Source organism: Luteibacter sp. (assembly GCF_035539195.1).
Lineage (GTDB): Bacteria > Pseudomonadota > Gammaproteobacteria > Xanthomonadales > Rhodanobacteraceae > Luteibacter.
Genome location: NZ_DATLIW010000042.1, coordinates 39,743 through 55,185, shown reverse-complemented (window position 1 = coordinate 55,185; position 15,443 = coordinate 39,743). Strand labels below are relative to the sequence as shown.

7 protein-coding genes are annotated in these 15,443 nt (G+C 66.7%); 5 read left to right on the top strand and 2 right to left on the bottom strand.

Features of this window, described 5'->3' with window-relative positions:
* Positions 1-189 precede the first annotated feature (189 nt).
* Positions 190-9,222: a YDG domain-containing protein gene (locus tag VM621_RS19080; protein ID WP_325470551.1), complete on the top strand. Its 9,033-nt coding sequence runs from the start codon at positions 190-192 to the stop codon at positions 9,220-9,222.
* A gap of 52 nt (positions 9,223-9,274) precedes the next feature.
* Positions 9,275-10,954 (top strand): ShlB/FhaC/HecB family hemolysin secretion/activation protein, encoded by a 1,680-nt coding sequence (locus VM621_RS19075; protein WP_325470550.1) that lies wholly within the window; start codon positions 9,275-9,277, stop codon positions 10,952-10,954.
* A gap of 281 nt (positions 10,955-11,235) precedes the next feature.
* On the opposite strand, the gene VM621_RS19070 is transcribed toward VM621_RS19075, so the two are convergent.
* Positions 11,236-12,786 (bottom strand): MFS transporter, encoded by a 1,551-nt coding sequence (locus tag VM621_RS19070; protein ID WP_325470549.1) that lies wholly within the window; start codon positions 12,784-12,786, stop codon positions 11,236-11,238.
* Positions 12,787-12,879: 93 nt separating this feature from the next.
* Here VM621_RS19070 and VM621_RS19065 point away from each other — a divergent pair, with 93 nt between their 5' ends.
* Together VM621_RS19065 and VM621_RS19060 are read left to right on the top strand one after the other, a co-directional pair.
* Positions 12,880-13,014 (top strand): hypothetical protein, encoded by a 135-nt coding sequence (locus tag VM621_RS19065; protein ID WP_325470548.1) that lies wholly within the window; start codon positions 12,880-12,882, stop codon positions 13,012-13,014.
* Between the two features lie 66 nt (positions 13,015-13,080).
* On the top strand, positions 13,081-13,557 hold the full coding sequence (locus VM621_RS19060) for a VOC family protein (RefSeq protein WP_325470547.1): 477 nt from the start codon (positions 13,081-13,083) through the stop codon (positions 13,555-13,557).
* Between the two features lie 9 nt (positions 13,558-13,566).
* On the opposite strand, the gene VM621_RS19055 is transcribed toward VM621_RS19060, so the two are convergent.
* The gene (locus VM621_RS19055) at positions 13,567-14,445 is read right to left on the bottom strand and encodes an NmrA/HSCARG family protein (protein WP_325470546.1); all 879 of its coding nucleotides are present in this window, start codon (positions 14,443-14,445) and stop codon (positions 13,567-13,569) included.
* A gap of 101 nt (positions 14,446-14,546) precedes the next feature.
* Here VM621_RS19055 and VM621_RS19050 point away from each other — a divergent pair, with 101 nt between their 5' ends.
* Positions 14,547-15,428: a LysR family transcriptional regulator gene (locus VM621_RS19050; RefSeq protein ID WP_325470545.1), complete on the top strand. Its 882-nt coding sequence runs from the start codon at positions 14,547-14,549 to the stop codon at positions 15,426-15,428.
* Positions 15,429-15,443 lie beyond the last annotated feature (15 nt).

The following is a 15,443-nucleotide window of genomic DNA, read 5'->3' as shown; positions in this document are numbered from 1 at the left end:
AGGGTATCCGCGACGGCCTTCACAACATAAACGTGATAGGCATCACACTTTTCGGATAACATGCCGCAAACGCGCAGGCGCCGAACCGGCCCCGCGCTGCCCGCAGGGGGGCCCAAGCAACCATATCGACTCGGCTAACGCTGGGTACGCCTCTGCCTATGCACGCGCCCACGACCGAAGGTTGCTCGAATGAATCGTATCTATCGCCTGTGCTGGAATGCCGCCACCTCGCAGTGGGTCGCTGCCAGCGAACTCGCCCGTAACAGCCGGCCCGCGGCACGCTCCGCGTCCGCTTCGAAGGGCCCGCGCGCGGCTTCGATCGCGTTGGCCATCGCATGGGCGCTCGGCGCCGCGGGCGCCGCCCATGCCGGCCAGACCGGTGGGCAGATCGTCGCCGGCAGCGGCGCGATCCGCCAGAACGGCGCGACCACCACGATCAGCCAGAACAGCCAGCACCTCTCGCTGAACTGGCAGAGCTTCGACATCGCACCGAACGAGACGGTGAACTTCGTGCAGCCGGGCAGGGACGCGATCGCGGTCAATCGCATCCTCGGCAACAGCGCGTCGGAGATCTACGGCCACCTCAATGCCAACGGCCAGGTGTGGCTGATCAATCCGAACGGCGTGCTGTTCGGCCAGGGCGCGCAGGTGAACGTGGGCGGCCTAGTCGCTTCGACGCTCGACACCCCGGACAGTTCGCTGGCGTCGGACACGCGCAGCTTCAGCGGTAACGGCAAGGGCAGCATCGTCAACAAGGGCGCCATCCATGCCGCCAACGGCGGTTACGTGGCCCTGCTCGGCAATACGGTGTCGAACCAGGGAACGATCGGCGCGCGGCTCGGTACCGTCGCGATGGGCGGCGGAAGCGCGGTCACGCTGACCTTCGACGGCAGCCAGCTGCTGCACCTGCAGATCGATCGCAGCACCCTGGACAACCTCGTCGAGAACCGCCAGCTGGTGCAGGCCGACGGCGGCCGCGTGCTGATGACAGCGGGTGCGGCCGATTCGTTGCTGGCCAGCACGGTGAACAACACCGGCGTCGTCCGCGCGCAGACGGTGGAAAACCGCAACGGACAGATCGTGCTGCTCGGCGGCATGCAGGCCGGCCATGTCAACGTGGAAGGTACGCTCGACGCGAGCGCGCCGACTGGCGGCAACGGCGGCAGCATCGAGACGTCCGCGGCGTTCGCGCACATCGGCGCGGCATCGATCGACGCGAGTGCGCCGAAGGGCAAGGCCGGCACGTGGCTGGTCGATCCGTATGACCTGACGATCGACGCGACGGCGGCGGCAACCATGTCGACCACGCTCAACGGCGGCACCAATGTCACCGAAACGACGACGGCGACGGGTGCCACCGGCAACGGCGTGCAGAACGCCGCCGGTGTCGGCGATATCAACGTGAATTCGGCGATCGCCTGGAGCAACGCGGCGAGCACGCTCACCCTCGACGCGTACCGTGGCATCAACGTCAACGCGCCGATCTCCGGTGCGGGCCGCGTCGTCCTCAATGCCAACGGAAACGGTGGCAATGGCAACATCATCCTCGCCAGCGGCGGCACGATCGCCGGTGGCGCCGGCGTCACGCTCACCGCGGCGAACAACTTCATCAACAACGCAGGCTCCGCAGCACTGGGTTCGGCGTCGGGCAGGTGGCTGGTGTACTCGTCCGATCCCGCGCTGGATACGCGCGGCGGGCTCTCTCCGCAATTCATGCAATACGCCGCCAGTGCGGGCGCGACGCCGCTCGGCGCCGGTAACGGTTTCCTCTACAAGCTGGCGCCGACGCTCACCGTCACCGGTCTGACCGGCACGGTCGGCAAGGTCTACGACAACACGAACGCGGCCAGCTTCGCGGGTGCGAACCTCACCACGACCGGCCTGACCGACGGCGACACGATCGTCGGCGCCACCGGCGGCACGTACGCGACGGTCAACGCCGGGTCGAACATTCGCGTGACCTCGCCCGGCGCGATCGGCAACTTCAGCATCGCCGACAGCACCGGTGCGATTCCCGTCTTCGGCTACACGCTGGCCGGTACACCGGTGAGCGCCAGGGTGGGTCAGATCACCCCGAAACCGTTGACCGCACAGATCGTCGGCAACCCGACCAAGACCTACGACGGCACCACCACGGCGACGCTGGGCACGAGCAACTACGAGATCGATGGCTTTGTCAGTGGGCAGAGCGCCACGGTGAAGCAGCCGAGCTCGATCGCCTATGCCGGCTCCGACGCCGGCAGCGTGGCACTCAATGCGACGTTCTCGGTCACCAACTTCACTGCCGGCTCGGGCACCAACCTGGCCAACTACCTCCTGCCGACCGCGGCGACCGGCGTGGGCACGATCAACCAGGCACCGCTGCTGATCAGCGGCCTGCTGGCCAGCAACAAGGTCTACGACGGCGGCACCGCCGACACCATCGTCACCGGCGGCGCGAAGCTGTTCGGTGTGATCCAGCCCGACAGCGGCCATGTGCAGCTCGATACCAGCGGTATCTTCGGTAACTTCGCCGACGCGAATGTGGCCAACGGCATCGCCGTGACGGTGGGCGGCTATGCGCTGACCGGTGACAAGGCCCACAACTATGCGCTGGTGGCGCCTTCGGGCCTGAGCGCGGATATCACGCCGAAGACGTTGACGATCGACCAGGTCATCGCCAACAACAAGATCTACGACAACACGAAGAGCGCCACGCTCAACACGACCAATGCCGCCTTGAACGGCAAGGTGGGTAGCGACGACGTCACGCTCGACACGGCGGGTGCCACGGCGACGTTCGGCCAGGCCGACGTGGGCAACGGCCTTGCCGTGACCGCCGGGGGCTTCTCGCTCGCCGGTGCGGCAGCGGGAAACTACACGCTGGCTGCGCCCGTCCTGACCGCGAATATCACACCGGCGCTGCTGAGCATCGTGATGACCGGCACGCCGACCAAGACCTATGACGGCACGCGGGCCGTGACGCTCGGCGCGGGCAACTTCAACGTCTCCGGCTTCGTCGCTGGCCAGAGCGCGACGGTGGGCCAGAGTTCGGCCGCCTACGCCACCGCGAACGCCGGCACCGGCATCGACGTCACGGCTACATTGCAGCCGTCGGACTTCCTGCCGGGCGGCGGCACCTCGATGTCGAACTATACGTTCGCACCTTCGGTGACCGGTCTCGGCCTGGGCGTGATCAACCCGCTGCAGCTGACCGGGCAGATCGTCGGCAACCCGAGCAAGGTGTTCGACGGCACGACCGACGCCGCGCTGACCGCGTCGAACCTGCAGCTGGTCGGCCTGCTGTCCGGCCAGAGCATCAACGCCAGCTTCAGTGGCACCGTACCCGGCCAGTACGACAATGCGAACGCCGGCGCCCGTGGCGCGAGCGCGGGTGCCCTGCCCGGCGCGGACTTCACCGCCGCCAACGGCACGCTGCTGAGCAACTACATCCTGCCGAGCAGCTACCTCGGTTCGGGCTCGATCACGCCCGCGCCGCTGACCGGCAGCTTCACCGTGCTCAATGTCGGTATCGTCAACGCCAGCAAGGTCTACGACGGCCTGTTGACCATCCGCCTGCAACCCAACAACTTCACCCTGAGCGGGTGGGTCGGCACGGATGATGGCGTGGTGTCGCAGCCCATTACCGGTACGTTCGGCCAGAAGAATGTCGGTACGAATCTGCCTTTGTCGGCGGAGCTTTCCACCTCCGACCTCACGCCCAGCGGCAGCACCAATCTCGCCAACTACAGGATCAATTCGCCGGTGCTCGGCGTCGGCAACATCACGCCGGCACAGTTGACGGTGACGGTCGTCGGCAATCCGACCAAGACCTATAACGGAAGCACGGACGCTGCCCTGTCCTCGGGCAACTTCAGCATCAATGGCTGGGTCTCCGGCGAGAGCGGCACGATCAACCCCAGCGCCACCGCCAGCTACGACAGCGCGAATGCCAGCGCCGCCAACGGCCGCACCATCAGCGCGACGCTGACGCCGGGCAACTACGTCCTTGGCAACGCCACGCTGCTTTCCAACTACAACGTCGACCTGGTAGCGACCGGCACCGGAACGATCAACCAGGCGCCGCTGTTCGTCACCGGCGTCTTCGCGACCAACAAGACCTACAACACCACCACGGCCGACACGCTCAACCTGAGCCGCGCCGGTCTGGCCGGGCTGGTCAGCACGGATGCGAACGACACCAGCAAGATCGCGCTGGATCTGTCCGGGGTGAGCGCCAACTTCAGCCAGGCCAACGTCGGCAACGGCCTGGCGGTCACCGCCACCGGCTTCGGTATCACCGGCAGCGCGGCGGCGAACTACCTCCTGCAGCCGGTCACCGGCCTGCTTGCCAACATCACCCGTGCCACGCTGACGCTGGGCGGTGTCACCGCCAACGACAAGACCTACGATGGCAACGCCAGCGCCACGCTCACCATTGCCGATACCAGCCCGGCGGCGTTGAACGGTGTATTCGCCGGCGATACGGTGGGCTTCGATGGAACCGGGGCCTCGGCCCAGTTCGTGACGGCCAACGCCGGGAACAACCTGGGCGTCACCGTCGGCGGATTCGTCCTCAACGGCGGCAGCGCCGGTAACTACCAGTTGCAGCAGCCGGCCGGCCTGACCGCCACGATCAATCCCAAGCCATTGACCGCGATCATCACCGGCAGCCCAACCAAGGTTTACGACGGCACCGACTCGGCGACCCTCACCGCGGCCGATTACCAACTGAACGGCTTCATCGGCAACCAGGGCGCCTCCGTTCCGCAGTCGGCCACGGCCAACTACGCGACCAAGAACGTGGGCACCGGCCTGGGCGTGGTCTCCACGCTGGTCACTTCCGACTTCGTCGCCAACGCCGGCACCAATCTCTCCAATTACATCCTGCCGACGTCGGGCGCGGGCAACAACGGCGTGATCCAGTCGAAGGTCATCGATCTCACGGGCACGCGCGTCTACGACGGCACCACCACGGCGGCCAGTGCGCTGTTCGGCGTGCTGCAGGGCGTGAATGGCGAGACGCTCGGCGTGAGCGGCAGCGGTACGCTGGTCACCAAGAATGTCGGCGAACAACAGTCGTTCGCCGACCTCGGCAGCCTCGCGCTCACCAATGGCGGCAATGGCGGCCTGGCCAGCAACTACACGCTGCTCGGCGGCGTCGACTGGGTGACCATCACGCCCAAGGCGCTGACGGCCGACTTCCTCGCCTCGAACAAGACGTACAACGGCAACAACGGCGCCACGCTCAATGGCGCGGCCACGCTCGACGGCCTGGTCGCGGGCGACGACATCACGCTGAACAATCCGACCAGCGCGCACTTCTCCGACAAGAATGCCGGCGTCGGCAAGACGGTGACCGGCGACATGTCGATCAGCGGCGGCGACATCGGCAATTACACCTTCACCCAGGGCACGACGACGGCGACGATCGATCCGTTGCACATCACGGTCGCCGCCACCGGCAAGGACCGGCAGTACGACGCCACCGTCAACGATCCGGGCACCACGGTGACCAGTGCCGGCGTCATCGGCGGCGACGACATCGGTTTCGCGTACGGCTCGGCCACCTTCGGCGACAAGAATGTCGGCAACAACAAGACCGTGACGGTCGCCGGGGTCAACGGCACCGGCACCGACGCGGGCAACTACGTGGTGGACAACACCACGGTGACCACGACGGCGAACATCACGCCGCGCGTCATCAATCTCAGCGGTACGCGCATCTACGACAGCACGACGGTTGTCGATGCCAGCATCCTGTCGTCGGGCGGCGTGCTGTCGACCGGTCTGGCTGGCGAGACCCTCAACCTGACGGGCACCGGGTCGGCCGCCAACAAGAACGTCGGCAACAACAAGGGCTTCAGCCTGGGCACGCTCAGCCTCGGCGACGGTGGCAATGGCGGCTTGTCGGGCAACTACACCCTGCTCGGCGGTACCGACAGGGTCACGATCACCCCACGTCCGCTGACCGCGACGTTCACTGCCAACGACAAGTCCTACGATGGCAACACCAACGCGATCCTGGCGAACGCCGCCCCGGTGCTGGCGAATGGCTCGACCACGAGTGGGCTGATGAGTGGCGATATCGTCTCGTTGACCAATCCGACCGTCGGCAGGTTCGACGACAAGAATGCCGGCAACGGCAAGACCGTCACCGGCAGCATGGGTATCACCGGCGCCGACGCCGGAAACTACAGCTTCACCAACGGGACCGCGTTGGCCAATATCGGCAAGCTGGCCTTGACGGTCACCGCGCTGGGCGTGAACAAGGTCTACGACGGTACGACGAACGATCCGGGCCTCACGCTCGCCAGCAACAAGGTGGCTGGCGACGATATCGTCCTGGCCGATGGCTCCGTCGCGTTCAGGGACAAGAACGTCGGTAGCAACAAGATCATCGATGTCGGTGGCATCACGGTGGGCGGTGGCGACGCGGGCAACTACGACCTGCAGAACACCGATGCCACCGCCACCGCGAGCATCACGCCGTTCGTGATCAACCTGCACAGCACGCGCGTCTACAACGGCCAGACCGATGTGAACGCACTGCTGTTCGGCAATGGCGTGGTCAACGGCACGGCCGGCGAGACGCTCGCGCTGAGCGGCATCTCCAACGTTGCCAACAAGAACATCGGCTTCAACAAGGCGTTCAACGGCGTCGGCGATATGGCGCTGGGCGACCGGGCCGGCTCGCTGGCCAGCAACTACATCATCGGCACGTCGACCCTCGACATCACACCCTTGGCGATCACCGGCACGATCACGGCCAGCAACAAGACCTACGATGCCACCACCGGCGCCGTGACCCATGGGACGCTCACCGGTGTCCTCGGCGGCGATACGGTCGCCTTCAATACATCGGGCACCTTCGACACCAAGAACGTCGGCGATGGCAAGACGGTCGCCGTGAACGGCGCACTCGGCGGCGGCGATGCCGGCAACTACACCTTCACCGCCAACACCACCACGACCGCCGATGTCACCCCGCTGACGATCGTCGTGGGCGCCACGGCCAACAACAAGGTCTACGACGGCAACAACGCCGCCGTTGCCACCCTTGGCAGCAGCGGCATCCTGGGCGGCGACACGGTGACCTTCAGCGGCGACCCGGCGACCTTCAGCGACAAGAACGCCGCCAACGGCAAGACGGTCACGGTCGACCACATCGTGGCGGGCGGTACGGATGCCGGCAACTACGTTTACAACACCGTCGCGCAGACCCTGGCCAACATCACACCGCTGGCGATCACGCTGGATCTCACCGCGCAGAACAAGATCTACGACGGCGCCACCTCAGCCATCGCGACGTTGGGAAGCGCGGGCATCCTGGGTGGCGACGTCGTGACCTTCAGTGGCGACCCGGCCACCTTCAGCGACAAGAATGTTGCCAATGGCAAGACGGTCACCGAGAACAACATCGTGGCCGGCGGCACCGATGCCGGCAACTACACGTTTGCCAACACGGTCACGACGACGGCCAACATCACGCCGCTGACGATCATCGTCGGCGCCACCGCCGACAACAAGGTCTATGACGCCAACAGGACGGCCAACGCCCATGTAGGCAGCGGCGGCGTGCTGGCCGGCGACACGGTGGACTTCACCGCCGGCTCGGCGAACTTCGTCGACAAGAACGTGGGCAACGGCAAGCAGGTCGATGTCAACGGGATCACCGCGACCGGCGCCGATGCCGGTAACTACCTGTTCAACACCACCGCGCAGACGACGGCCAACATCACGCCGCTCACGATCGTGGTGGACGCCACCGCCAACAACAAGGTCTACGACGGCAACAATGCCGCGGTAGCCGCCCTCGGCAGCAGCGGCATCCTGTCCGGCGATACGGTGACCTTCAGCGGCAACCCGGCGACCTTCAGCGACAAGAACGTCGCCAACGGCAAGACCGTCACGGTGAACGGTATCGTCGGCGGCGGCACCGATGCGGGCAACTACACCTTCAACAACGTCGCGCAGACCACGGCGAACATCACCCCGCTGGCGATCGCCGGCAACATCATCGCCGGCAGCAAGGCGTATGACGGCAACACCACGGCGCAGACCAGCGGCACGCTGACCGGCGTGCTCGCCGGCGACCAGCTCGGCGTGACCAGCACGGGCGACTTCATCGACAAGAATGCCGGCAACGGCAAGACGGTGAACGTCGCGGGCGTGTTGACGGGTGCCGATGCGGGCAACTACACCCTCACCACCAATGCGACCACCACGGCCGATATCGCCAAGGTGGTGCTGAACCTCGACGGCACCCGCGTTTACGACGGCGGCACGGTAGCCTCCGCAGGGATGTTCGGCAGCGCCGGCGTCATCGCCGGTGTGGCCGGCGAAAGCCTGATCCTCAGCGGCCAGGGTGTGCTGGGCAGCAAGAACGTGGCGACCGGCCGGCCGCTGGCGAGCCTCGGCTCGCTCGCCCTGAACGACGATGGCGCGGGCCTCGCGGCCAACTACACCCTCGTCGGCGGCAACCATATCGCCACGATCACCCCGCTCGGCATCAACGCGGCCATCGCCGCGGACGACAAGGTGTACGACGGCAATGCGAACGCGGTGACCCATGGCGTGTTGAGCGGTGTGATAAGTGGCGACCAGGTCGGCCTTGCGACCAACGGCAGCTTCGTCGACAAGAACGCGGCCAACGGCAAGACGGTGAACGTGACCGGCAGCATCGACGGTGGCGACGCCGGCAACTACACGCTCATCGTCAACCCGACCACCACGGCAAGCATCACGAAGCGTCCGGTCGTCGTCGCCGCGCAAGGTACCGACAAGTTCTACGACGGCAACACGTCGGATCGCGCCACGCTGAGCAGCAACGGGATCCTGCCGGGCGACGTGATCGCCTTTGGCGCGGCCAGTGCCCTGTTCGGCGACCCGGCGATCGGGATCGGCAAGGCGGTGTCGGTCGACGGCATCTACGCCACGGGTGCGGATGCGGGCAACTATGCGTTCAACACCTCGGCGCAGACCACGGCCACGATCAGGCAGAGCTCGTCGCAGGGCGCCTCCGCCGTTGCGCTGACCCAGATCGAGTCGCTGCTCGGCCCGGACCTCATCGCCACGCCTTACGGTGTCGCCTCGAACGTCACGGTCGGCCCGTTCTCCGGCAACAACAAGAAGACCCGCCAGCCGATCGAGAAGAACGTGCAGCGCGCGGACTTCGTTCCGGGCCTGTCGTTGCAGGTCGTCGATGGCGGCGTGCGGCTTCCGGCGGACGCGATGCAGTGATGCACCGTTCCGCCACGCGCGACTTCATTCCCTCTTTCGTATCGAATTCCCGATGACCATGGCTATCCTCTCCAAGCGCGCCGCGAACACTCTCGGCGCATGCATCCTCCTCGCGCTGGCTTCCACGTCCGCTGCGCAGGTGCGTCCGCCGCAGAGCGGCGATCTGTTGCGCCAGGTGCCGGCCACGCCGCAGCCCTCGAAGGCGGACGACACCGGCCTCAAGATGGCGCCGCAAGCCAGGGCCGACCAAGGCGACAGCGCACCGTTCCATGTGACGACCATCGAGATCACCGGGGCCACCCTGATCCCCATGGAACAGTTGCACGCGCTGGTCGCGTCCGGTGAAGGCAAGGACATCACCCTGCGCGAGCTCAATGCGCTGGCCGACCGCATCACGGCCGCATACCGCGCCAAGGGCTATCCGCTCACGCTGGCCTATGTTCCGGCGCAGACGTTGAGCGGTGGCACCGTGCGTATCGCGGTACAGGAAGCGCGGCTGGGCAAGGTGGTCTTCGAGAATCACAGCGCCACGCACGATGGCCCGCTCAAGGCGACGCTCGACCCGCTGACCAGCGGCGCGCCGATCAGCGCGCACGGCTTCGATCGCAGCCTGCTCCTGCTCGGCGACATCCCCGGCGTGATGGAGACATCGGCGCTTCGCCCGGGTGACGAGCCCGGCACCTCGGATCTGGCCGTGCGCGCCGACGACCGTCCGCGCTACACGGGACTGGTCGCCCTCGACGACTACGGCAATCAGTACACCGGTCGCGCACGCCTGACCGGCACGTTCAACGTCAACGGCCTGTTCCACCAAGGCGACCTGCTCGACGCGACGGCGCTCTCGGCGGGCTCGAACATGAACTACGGTCGCCTCGAGTACCGCTACCTTCTCAATGGCGAAGGCACGGTGCTCGGTGCCTCCGCATCCTCGCTCGACTACAAGCTCAAGGGCGACCTGCGTGTCCTGGACGCGCACGGCACGGCGCAGGTCGCCAGCCTGTTCGTCAGCCACCCGTTCATTCGTTCGACCGAGGGCAATCTGTATGGCCAGCTCGGCTACGACCGTCGCCATCTCAACGATTCGATCGATATCGTCGGTGTGCGCACGCTGCGTCACACCTATGGCTGGACCGCCACGCTGGCCGGCGACCAGCGCGACGAGCATGGCGTGACCAACTTCAACATCGCGGCGACCTACGGCCTGCTCGGCTTCGACGACGCTTTCGCGCAGTTCGTCGATGCGATCGGCGCGCAGACCCGGGGTCATTACCTGAAGTACACGGTCTCGGTCGCGCGTCTGCAGCAGCTCTCCGAGGACAATGCCGTCTATCTCGGCTTCCAGGGCCAGTGGGCGAACAAGAATCTCGACACCGCCGAGCAGTTCTACCTGGGCGGTGCCAACAATATTCGCGGTTACGACACCGGCGTGCTGGCCGGTACGCAGGGCCAGATGGTCAACCTGGAGTTTCGCCGCAGCCTGCATCTCGGCCTGCCCGGTAGCTGGACCGCGCTGGCTTTCGCCGACGCCGGTCGCGTGAGCATCTACAAGGACCGTTTCGCGCCGGGCACCAACAGTGCGCACATGCAGGACGTGGGTCTGGGCATGCGCTGGCAGGGCGACGACCAGTGGTCGCTCAGCGCGGACGTGTCCCATCCGATCGGTGCGCGGCCGTCGCTCGCCGGCGAGACGCACAGCGCGCGCGCCTGGGTGCAGGTGCAGAAGGGCTTCTGATAGGCGCCGGCAGCGGGCTGCATCCTGGCCCGCTGCCGCGGGATCGCCGATGAATCGGCTCCCACATGAGGTCCGGTGCCGCGGGATCGCCGATGAATCGGCTCCCACATGAGGTCCGGTGCCGCGGGATCGCCGATGAATCGGCTCCCACACGAGGCCCGCTGCCGCGGGATCGCCGATGAATCGGCTCCCACATGAGGTCCGCTGCCGCGGGGTCGCCGATGAATCGGTTCCCACATGAGGTGCGATGACTGGCTACCTTGCTTTGTGTGGGAGCCGCTTCAGCGGCGATCGACCTTCATCGAAGGCCGGATCGTCACCCCCGCCACGACGGCCGATAGCCAGGCCAGCGCCGCCGACAACAGCATCACCCGCCGGAACCCCGCGACGAACGCCGCGTCGATCGCCTGTCGCGCCGCGTCGTTATTCACCTGGATGCCAGCGAGCTTCGCCTTCTGCGCCATCACGCTCTGTACCACGTCGGCCGGTACGCCCGAGGTCAGCCCCGCCTGCAAGGCGGCATCGAAACCCCGTGTCAGCACGATACCGAACACCGCGATGGCGAGTAGTCCAGCCACGCGCGACACGGCGTTGTTCACGCCCGATGCGGTTCCTGCCAGCGCCGGCGTCAAGGCGTTCATCACCGTCGTCGTCAGCGGTGCGATGGTGATGCTCATGCCCAGGCCAAGCACGCTTGCCGCAGGAAAGAAGGTGGTCCAGTACGAGCCGCCCACGCCGGGCAAGGCATAGAGCGCAAAGCCTACGCCGGCGATCGCGGGTCCGGCGACCAGCGGTATGCGCGCGCCCATCACATCGACCAGTCGCCCGGTCCATCGCGACAGGGCGAACATGATCGCGATGAAGGGCAGCAACGACGCCCCCGCCCCCGTCGGTCCGTAGCCCTGCACCTGGATCAGGTTCAGCGGAACGAAGAACATGCTGCCGCCAAGCGACGCGTACAGCAGCAAGGTCAGCAGGTTGGCGCCGGCGAAGTCGCGATCGCGAAAGAGTCCCAGCGGCAGCATCGGATCGGCGATACGGGTTTCCACGACGACGAAGACCGCCAGGGCAACGACGCCGATGACGGCCGAAGCGAGCACGCCGGGTGAAAGCCACCCGTGCAGCGGCGAATCGATAAGCGCATAGACGACCCCGGCCAGGCCGATCGTTGCCAGCGCCGCGCCGACGATATCGATGCGGCCTGCATCGCTGCCCTTGCTCTCGGGCACGCGCCAATAGCAGATAGCGACCAGGGCGATGCCCAGCGGCAGGTTGACCAGGAACGCCCAGTGCCACGACACGTGCTCGACGAGGAATCCGCCCAACACCGGACCGATCGCGGCGGTGATGCCACTGAAAGCGGACCACGTGCCGATGGCGGCACCGCGTCGCTCCTTCGGATACGCCGAGGTGATCAGCGAGAGGCTGCCCGGGATGAGCAAGGCCGCCCCGGCGCCCTGCACCGCACGCATACCGATCAACCCGGCCACGCTGCCCGCGGCGGCGCAACCGAGCGAAGCCAGCGTGAAGACCACGGCGCCGACGACAAAGACGCGTCGACGACCGTAGTGATCGCCGAGGACGCCGCCGACCAGCAACAGGGCGGAGACCAGGAGCGCGTAGCTCTCCATCACCCACTGCGCGTCGGCCGTGGTGGCGTTCATGGCTCGCTGGATGGCGGGCAAGGCCACGTTGACGATGGTGCCATCGACAAAGGCCATGCCCGAGCCGACCACCGCGGCGACCAGGGTCCAGCGGCGCGCCGCCTCGCTGCAGGTGACGGTGTCGCCGCCGGACGGGTCGTCGCTGGTCGTGGAGCCGGGCTGGGTCATCGGCGCAGCCTAGCGCGATCGGGTGCTCGCCGGCTTGGACGTGGCCTTGACGGCGCGGGTGGTCTGCTGGACTTTCGCCATGCGGAGCTTCCCATGAAAGAGCGCGACACTTACGACGAACCCACCACCGGATCCGGCGACCCCGGTCACGGCGACGGCCCCAAGCCGGTCGAGCCGGTCAATACCGGCTCCGGCGATCCCCAGCACAAGCCGGAACCGGCCGACTGACCCGTATGTCGATTCGGCTGCCTTCCGTTCGACGTAGACATGAAGTCCCAACGTAAGGAGGTCACCATGTCAGGCCGTTTCCAGCGCATCACACCCTTCCTCTGGTTCGACAGCCAGGCCGAGGAAGCCGCCAACTACTATGTTTCCATCTTCCCGAATTCCCGTGTCCTGTCGCTCACCCGGTACACGAAGGAGTCGGCCACCGCATCCGGCCAGCCCGAAGGCGCCGTCATGACCGCTTCGTTCGAGCTGGATGGTTGTCCGGTCACGGCGCTCAACGGCGGCCCCCTGTTCCAGTTCAGCGTGGCGATCTCGCTGGTCGTGCACTGCCAGGACCAGGCCGAGATCGACCACTATTGGGAGAAGCTGTCCGCCGGCGGCGATCCGAACGCGCAGGCCTGCGGGTGGCTCAAGGACAAGTACGGCCTGTCCTGGCAGATCGTGCCGGCGGATATCGAGACCCTCGTGCGAAGTCCCGGCGCGGTCGCCGCCCTCATGCAGATGAAGAAGATCGACATCGCGGCGATGAAGGCGGCGGCCTGATCGCTCGCGTTATGCCTGCTTCCAGGCGGCGGCGGTCTCGCGTGCGAAGTCGCGGTAGTTGCGCGGTGCACGACCGAGCAGCGAGGTCATGATGTCCGTGGCGGAAGCCTTGGCCAGCATGCCGTCCGAGTGGAAGCGGGCAAGCATCAGGCGCAGGTCGTACGCGGCCCAGGACGGCGCATTGCGTGCGATCGCCGCCTCGGCGGCATCGAGATCGTCGCCCCCGTAGACGACGGGCCGGCCGAGCGTTTCGCTCCAGATCCGCGCGGCGGACTCTCCGGTGAGCGCATCGGGACCGGCCAGTTCGATGACTTCGCGTGGCAGTGCGCCGGACGCACGCTCGCGGCGCAACAAGGCGGCAGTGGCGATGTCCGCGATATCGCGGATATCCACCATGGCTACGCCGACGTTGCCGAGCGCCATCGGATACACGCCGTGTTCGGCGATCGGCACCTGCAGGCTGGCGTCGTTCTGCATGAAGTACGACGGCCGCAGGACGGTCGCCGGCAGGTCGTATTGTTCGATCGCGCGCTCGATCGTGTATTTCACGGTGAAATGCGGGACATCGGCGAAGCGCTCGCCGTTGAGCACAGACAGATAGACGATCCGACGGATGCCGGCATCGCGGGCGAGGCTGAGCGTGGCCAGGCCCTGGGTCAGCTCGTCCGCCGTGACGGCATTGAGCAGGAAAAGCGTGTCGACGCCGTCGAGCGCAGCTCGCATCGAGGCGATGTCGGTGAGGTCGCCGGCGACGGCGCGTACGCCTTTGGGCGCCTTCAGCGTGTCCGGACGACGGGTGAGGGCACGGACATCGGCGCCGGCCTCGGCCAGACGTGCGGTAACGGCCGAACCGATATTGCCGGTGGCGCCAGTAACGAGAATGCTCATGATCGACTCCTTGGGTGGGTGGATGAGACCTAGATTGGGCGTTCCATCCGGTGGACGAAAGCCGCAGAATCGGGACACCTCGTCTCATTGGTGGAACACCTATGGATCTCCTCGCCCTCGCCGATTTCGACGCCGTCGCCCTACACGGTGGTTTCGGTGCCGCCAGCCGCGCCACGGCGCGGCCCAAGGCGACGCTGTCACGGCGGGTTCGCGAATTGGAAGACGCGCTTGGCGTACGCCTCATCGAACGGGGCGCCCGGCCGTTCCGCCTTACCGAGGAGGGAGCCACGCTGCACTCCGAGGCGCACGCCATGCTCGGTCGTCTCGAGGATGTCGCCGAGGGCCTCGTCGCCCGGGCTGGCGCGCCGCACGGGACACTTCGCGTGAGCGCGCCCGTGCTGTTCGCGCATCGTGGCCTGGGGCGCCTCGCAGCGCGCTTCGCGATGAACTACCCGGCGATCCATCTCGAGGTCGTCATCGACGACCGCTTCGTCGATCCGCTCAAGGAGGGCTTCGATGTCGTTATCCGCGCGAACCCGGCGCCGTCGACGGAACTCGCCGGCCGCTGCTTCCTGCGCGATCGCCTCGTCGTTGCCGCGGGCCCGTCGCTCCCCGTGCCGGAGGATGGCGATACGTTTCCGGCCATCGTGCTGGGCGGCGGCCAGTTGACGGCATGGCGACTGGCCGCCGACGGCAGGGCCAGGACGATCCTGCCGCGTGAAGTGATCCGCCTCTCGTCCATGGCCCTGGTCTACGACGCCGTGCGCGAAGGCATTGGCGCGGCGATGATGCCGGCCTCGCTCATCCAAGAGGACATCGCCAACGGCACGCTGACCGCATGGGGTGGTGTGGATGGCCGCACCATCGAAGTGTGGGCCCTGTATCCGCCACAACGGCACGTGTCGGGCAAGGTTTCCGCCTTCGTCGGTATGCTCGTCGACCACTTCCACGACGCTTCGCCGACGCATTTCCGTACGCTCTGACGCGACCGGCAGCGC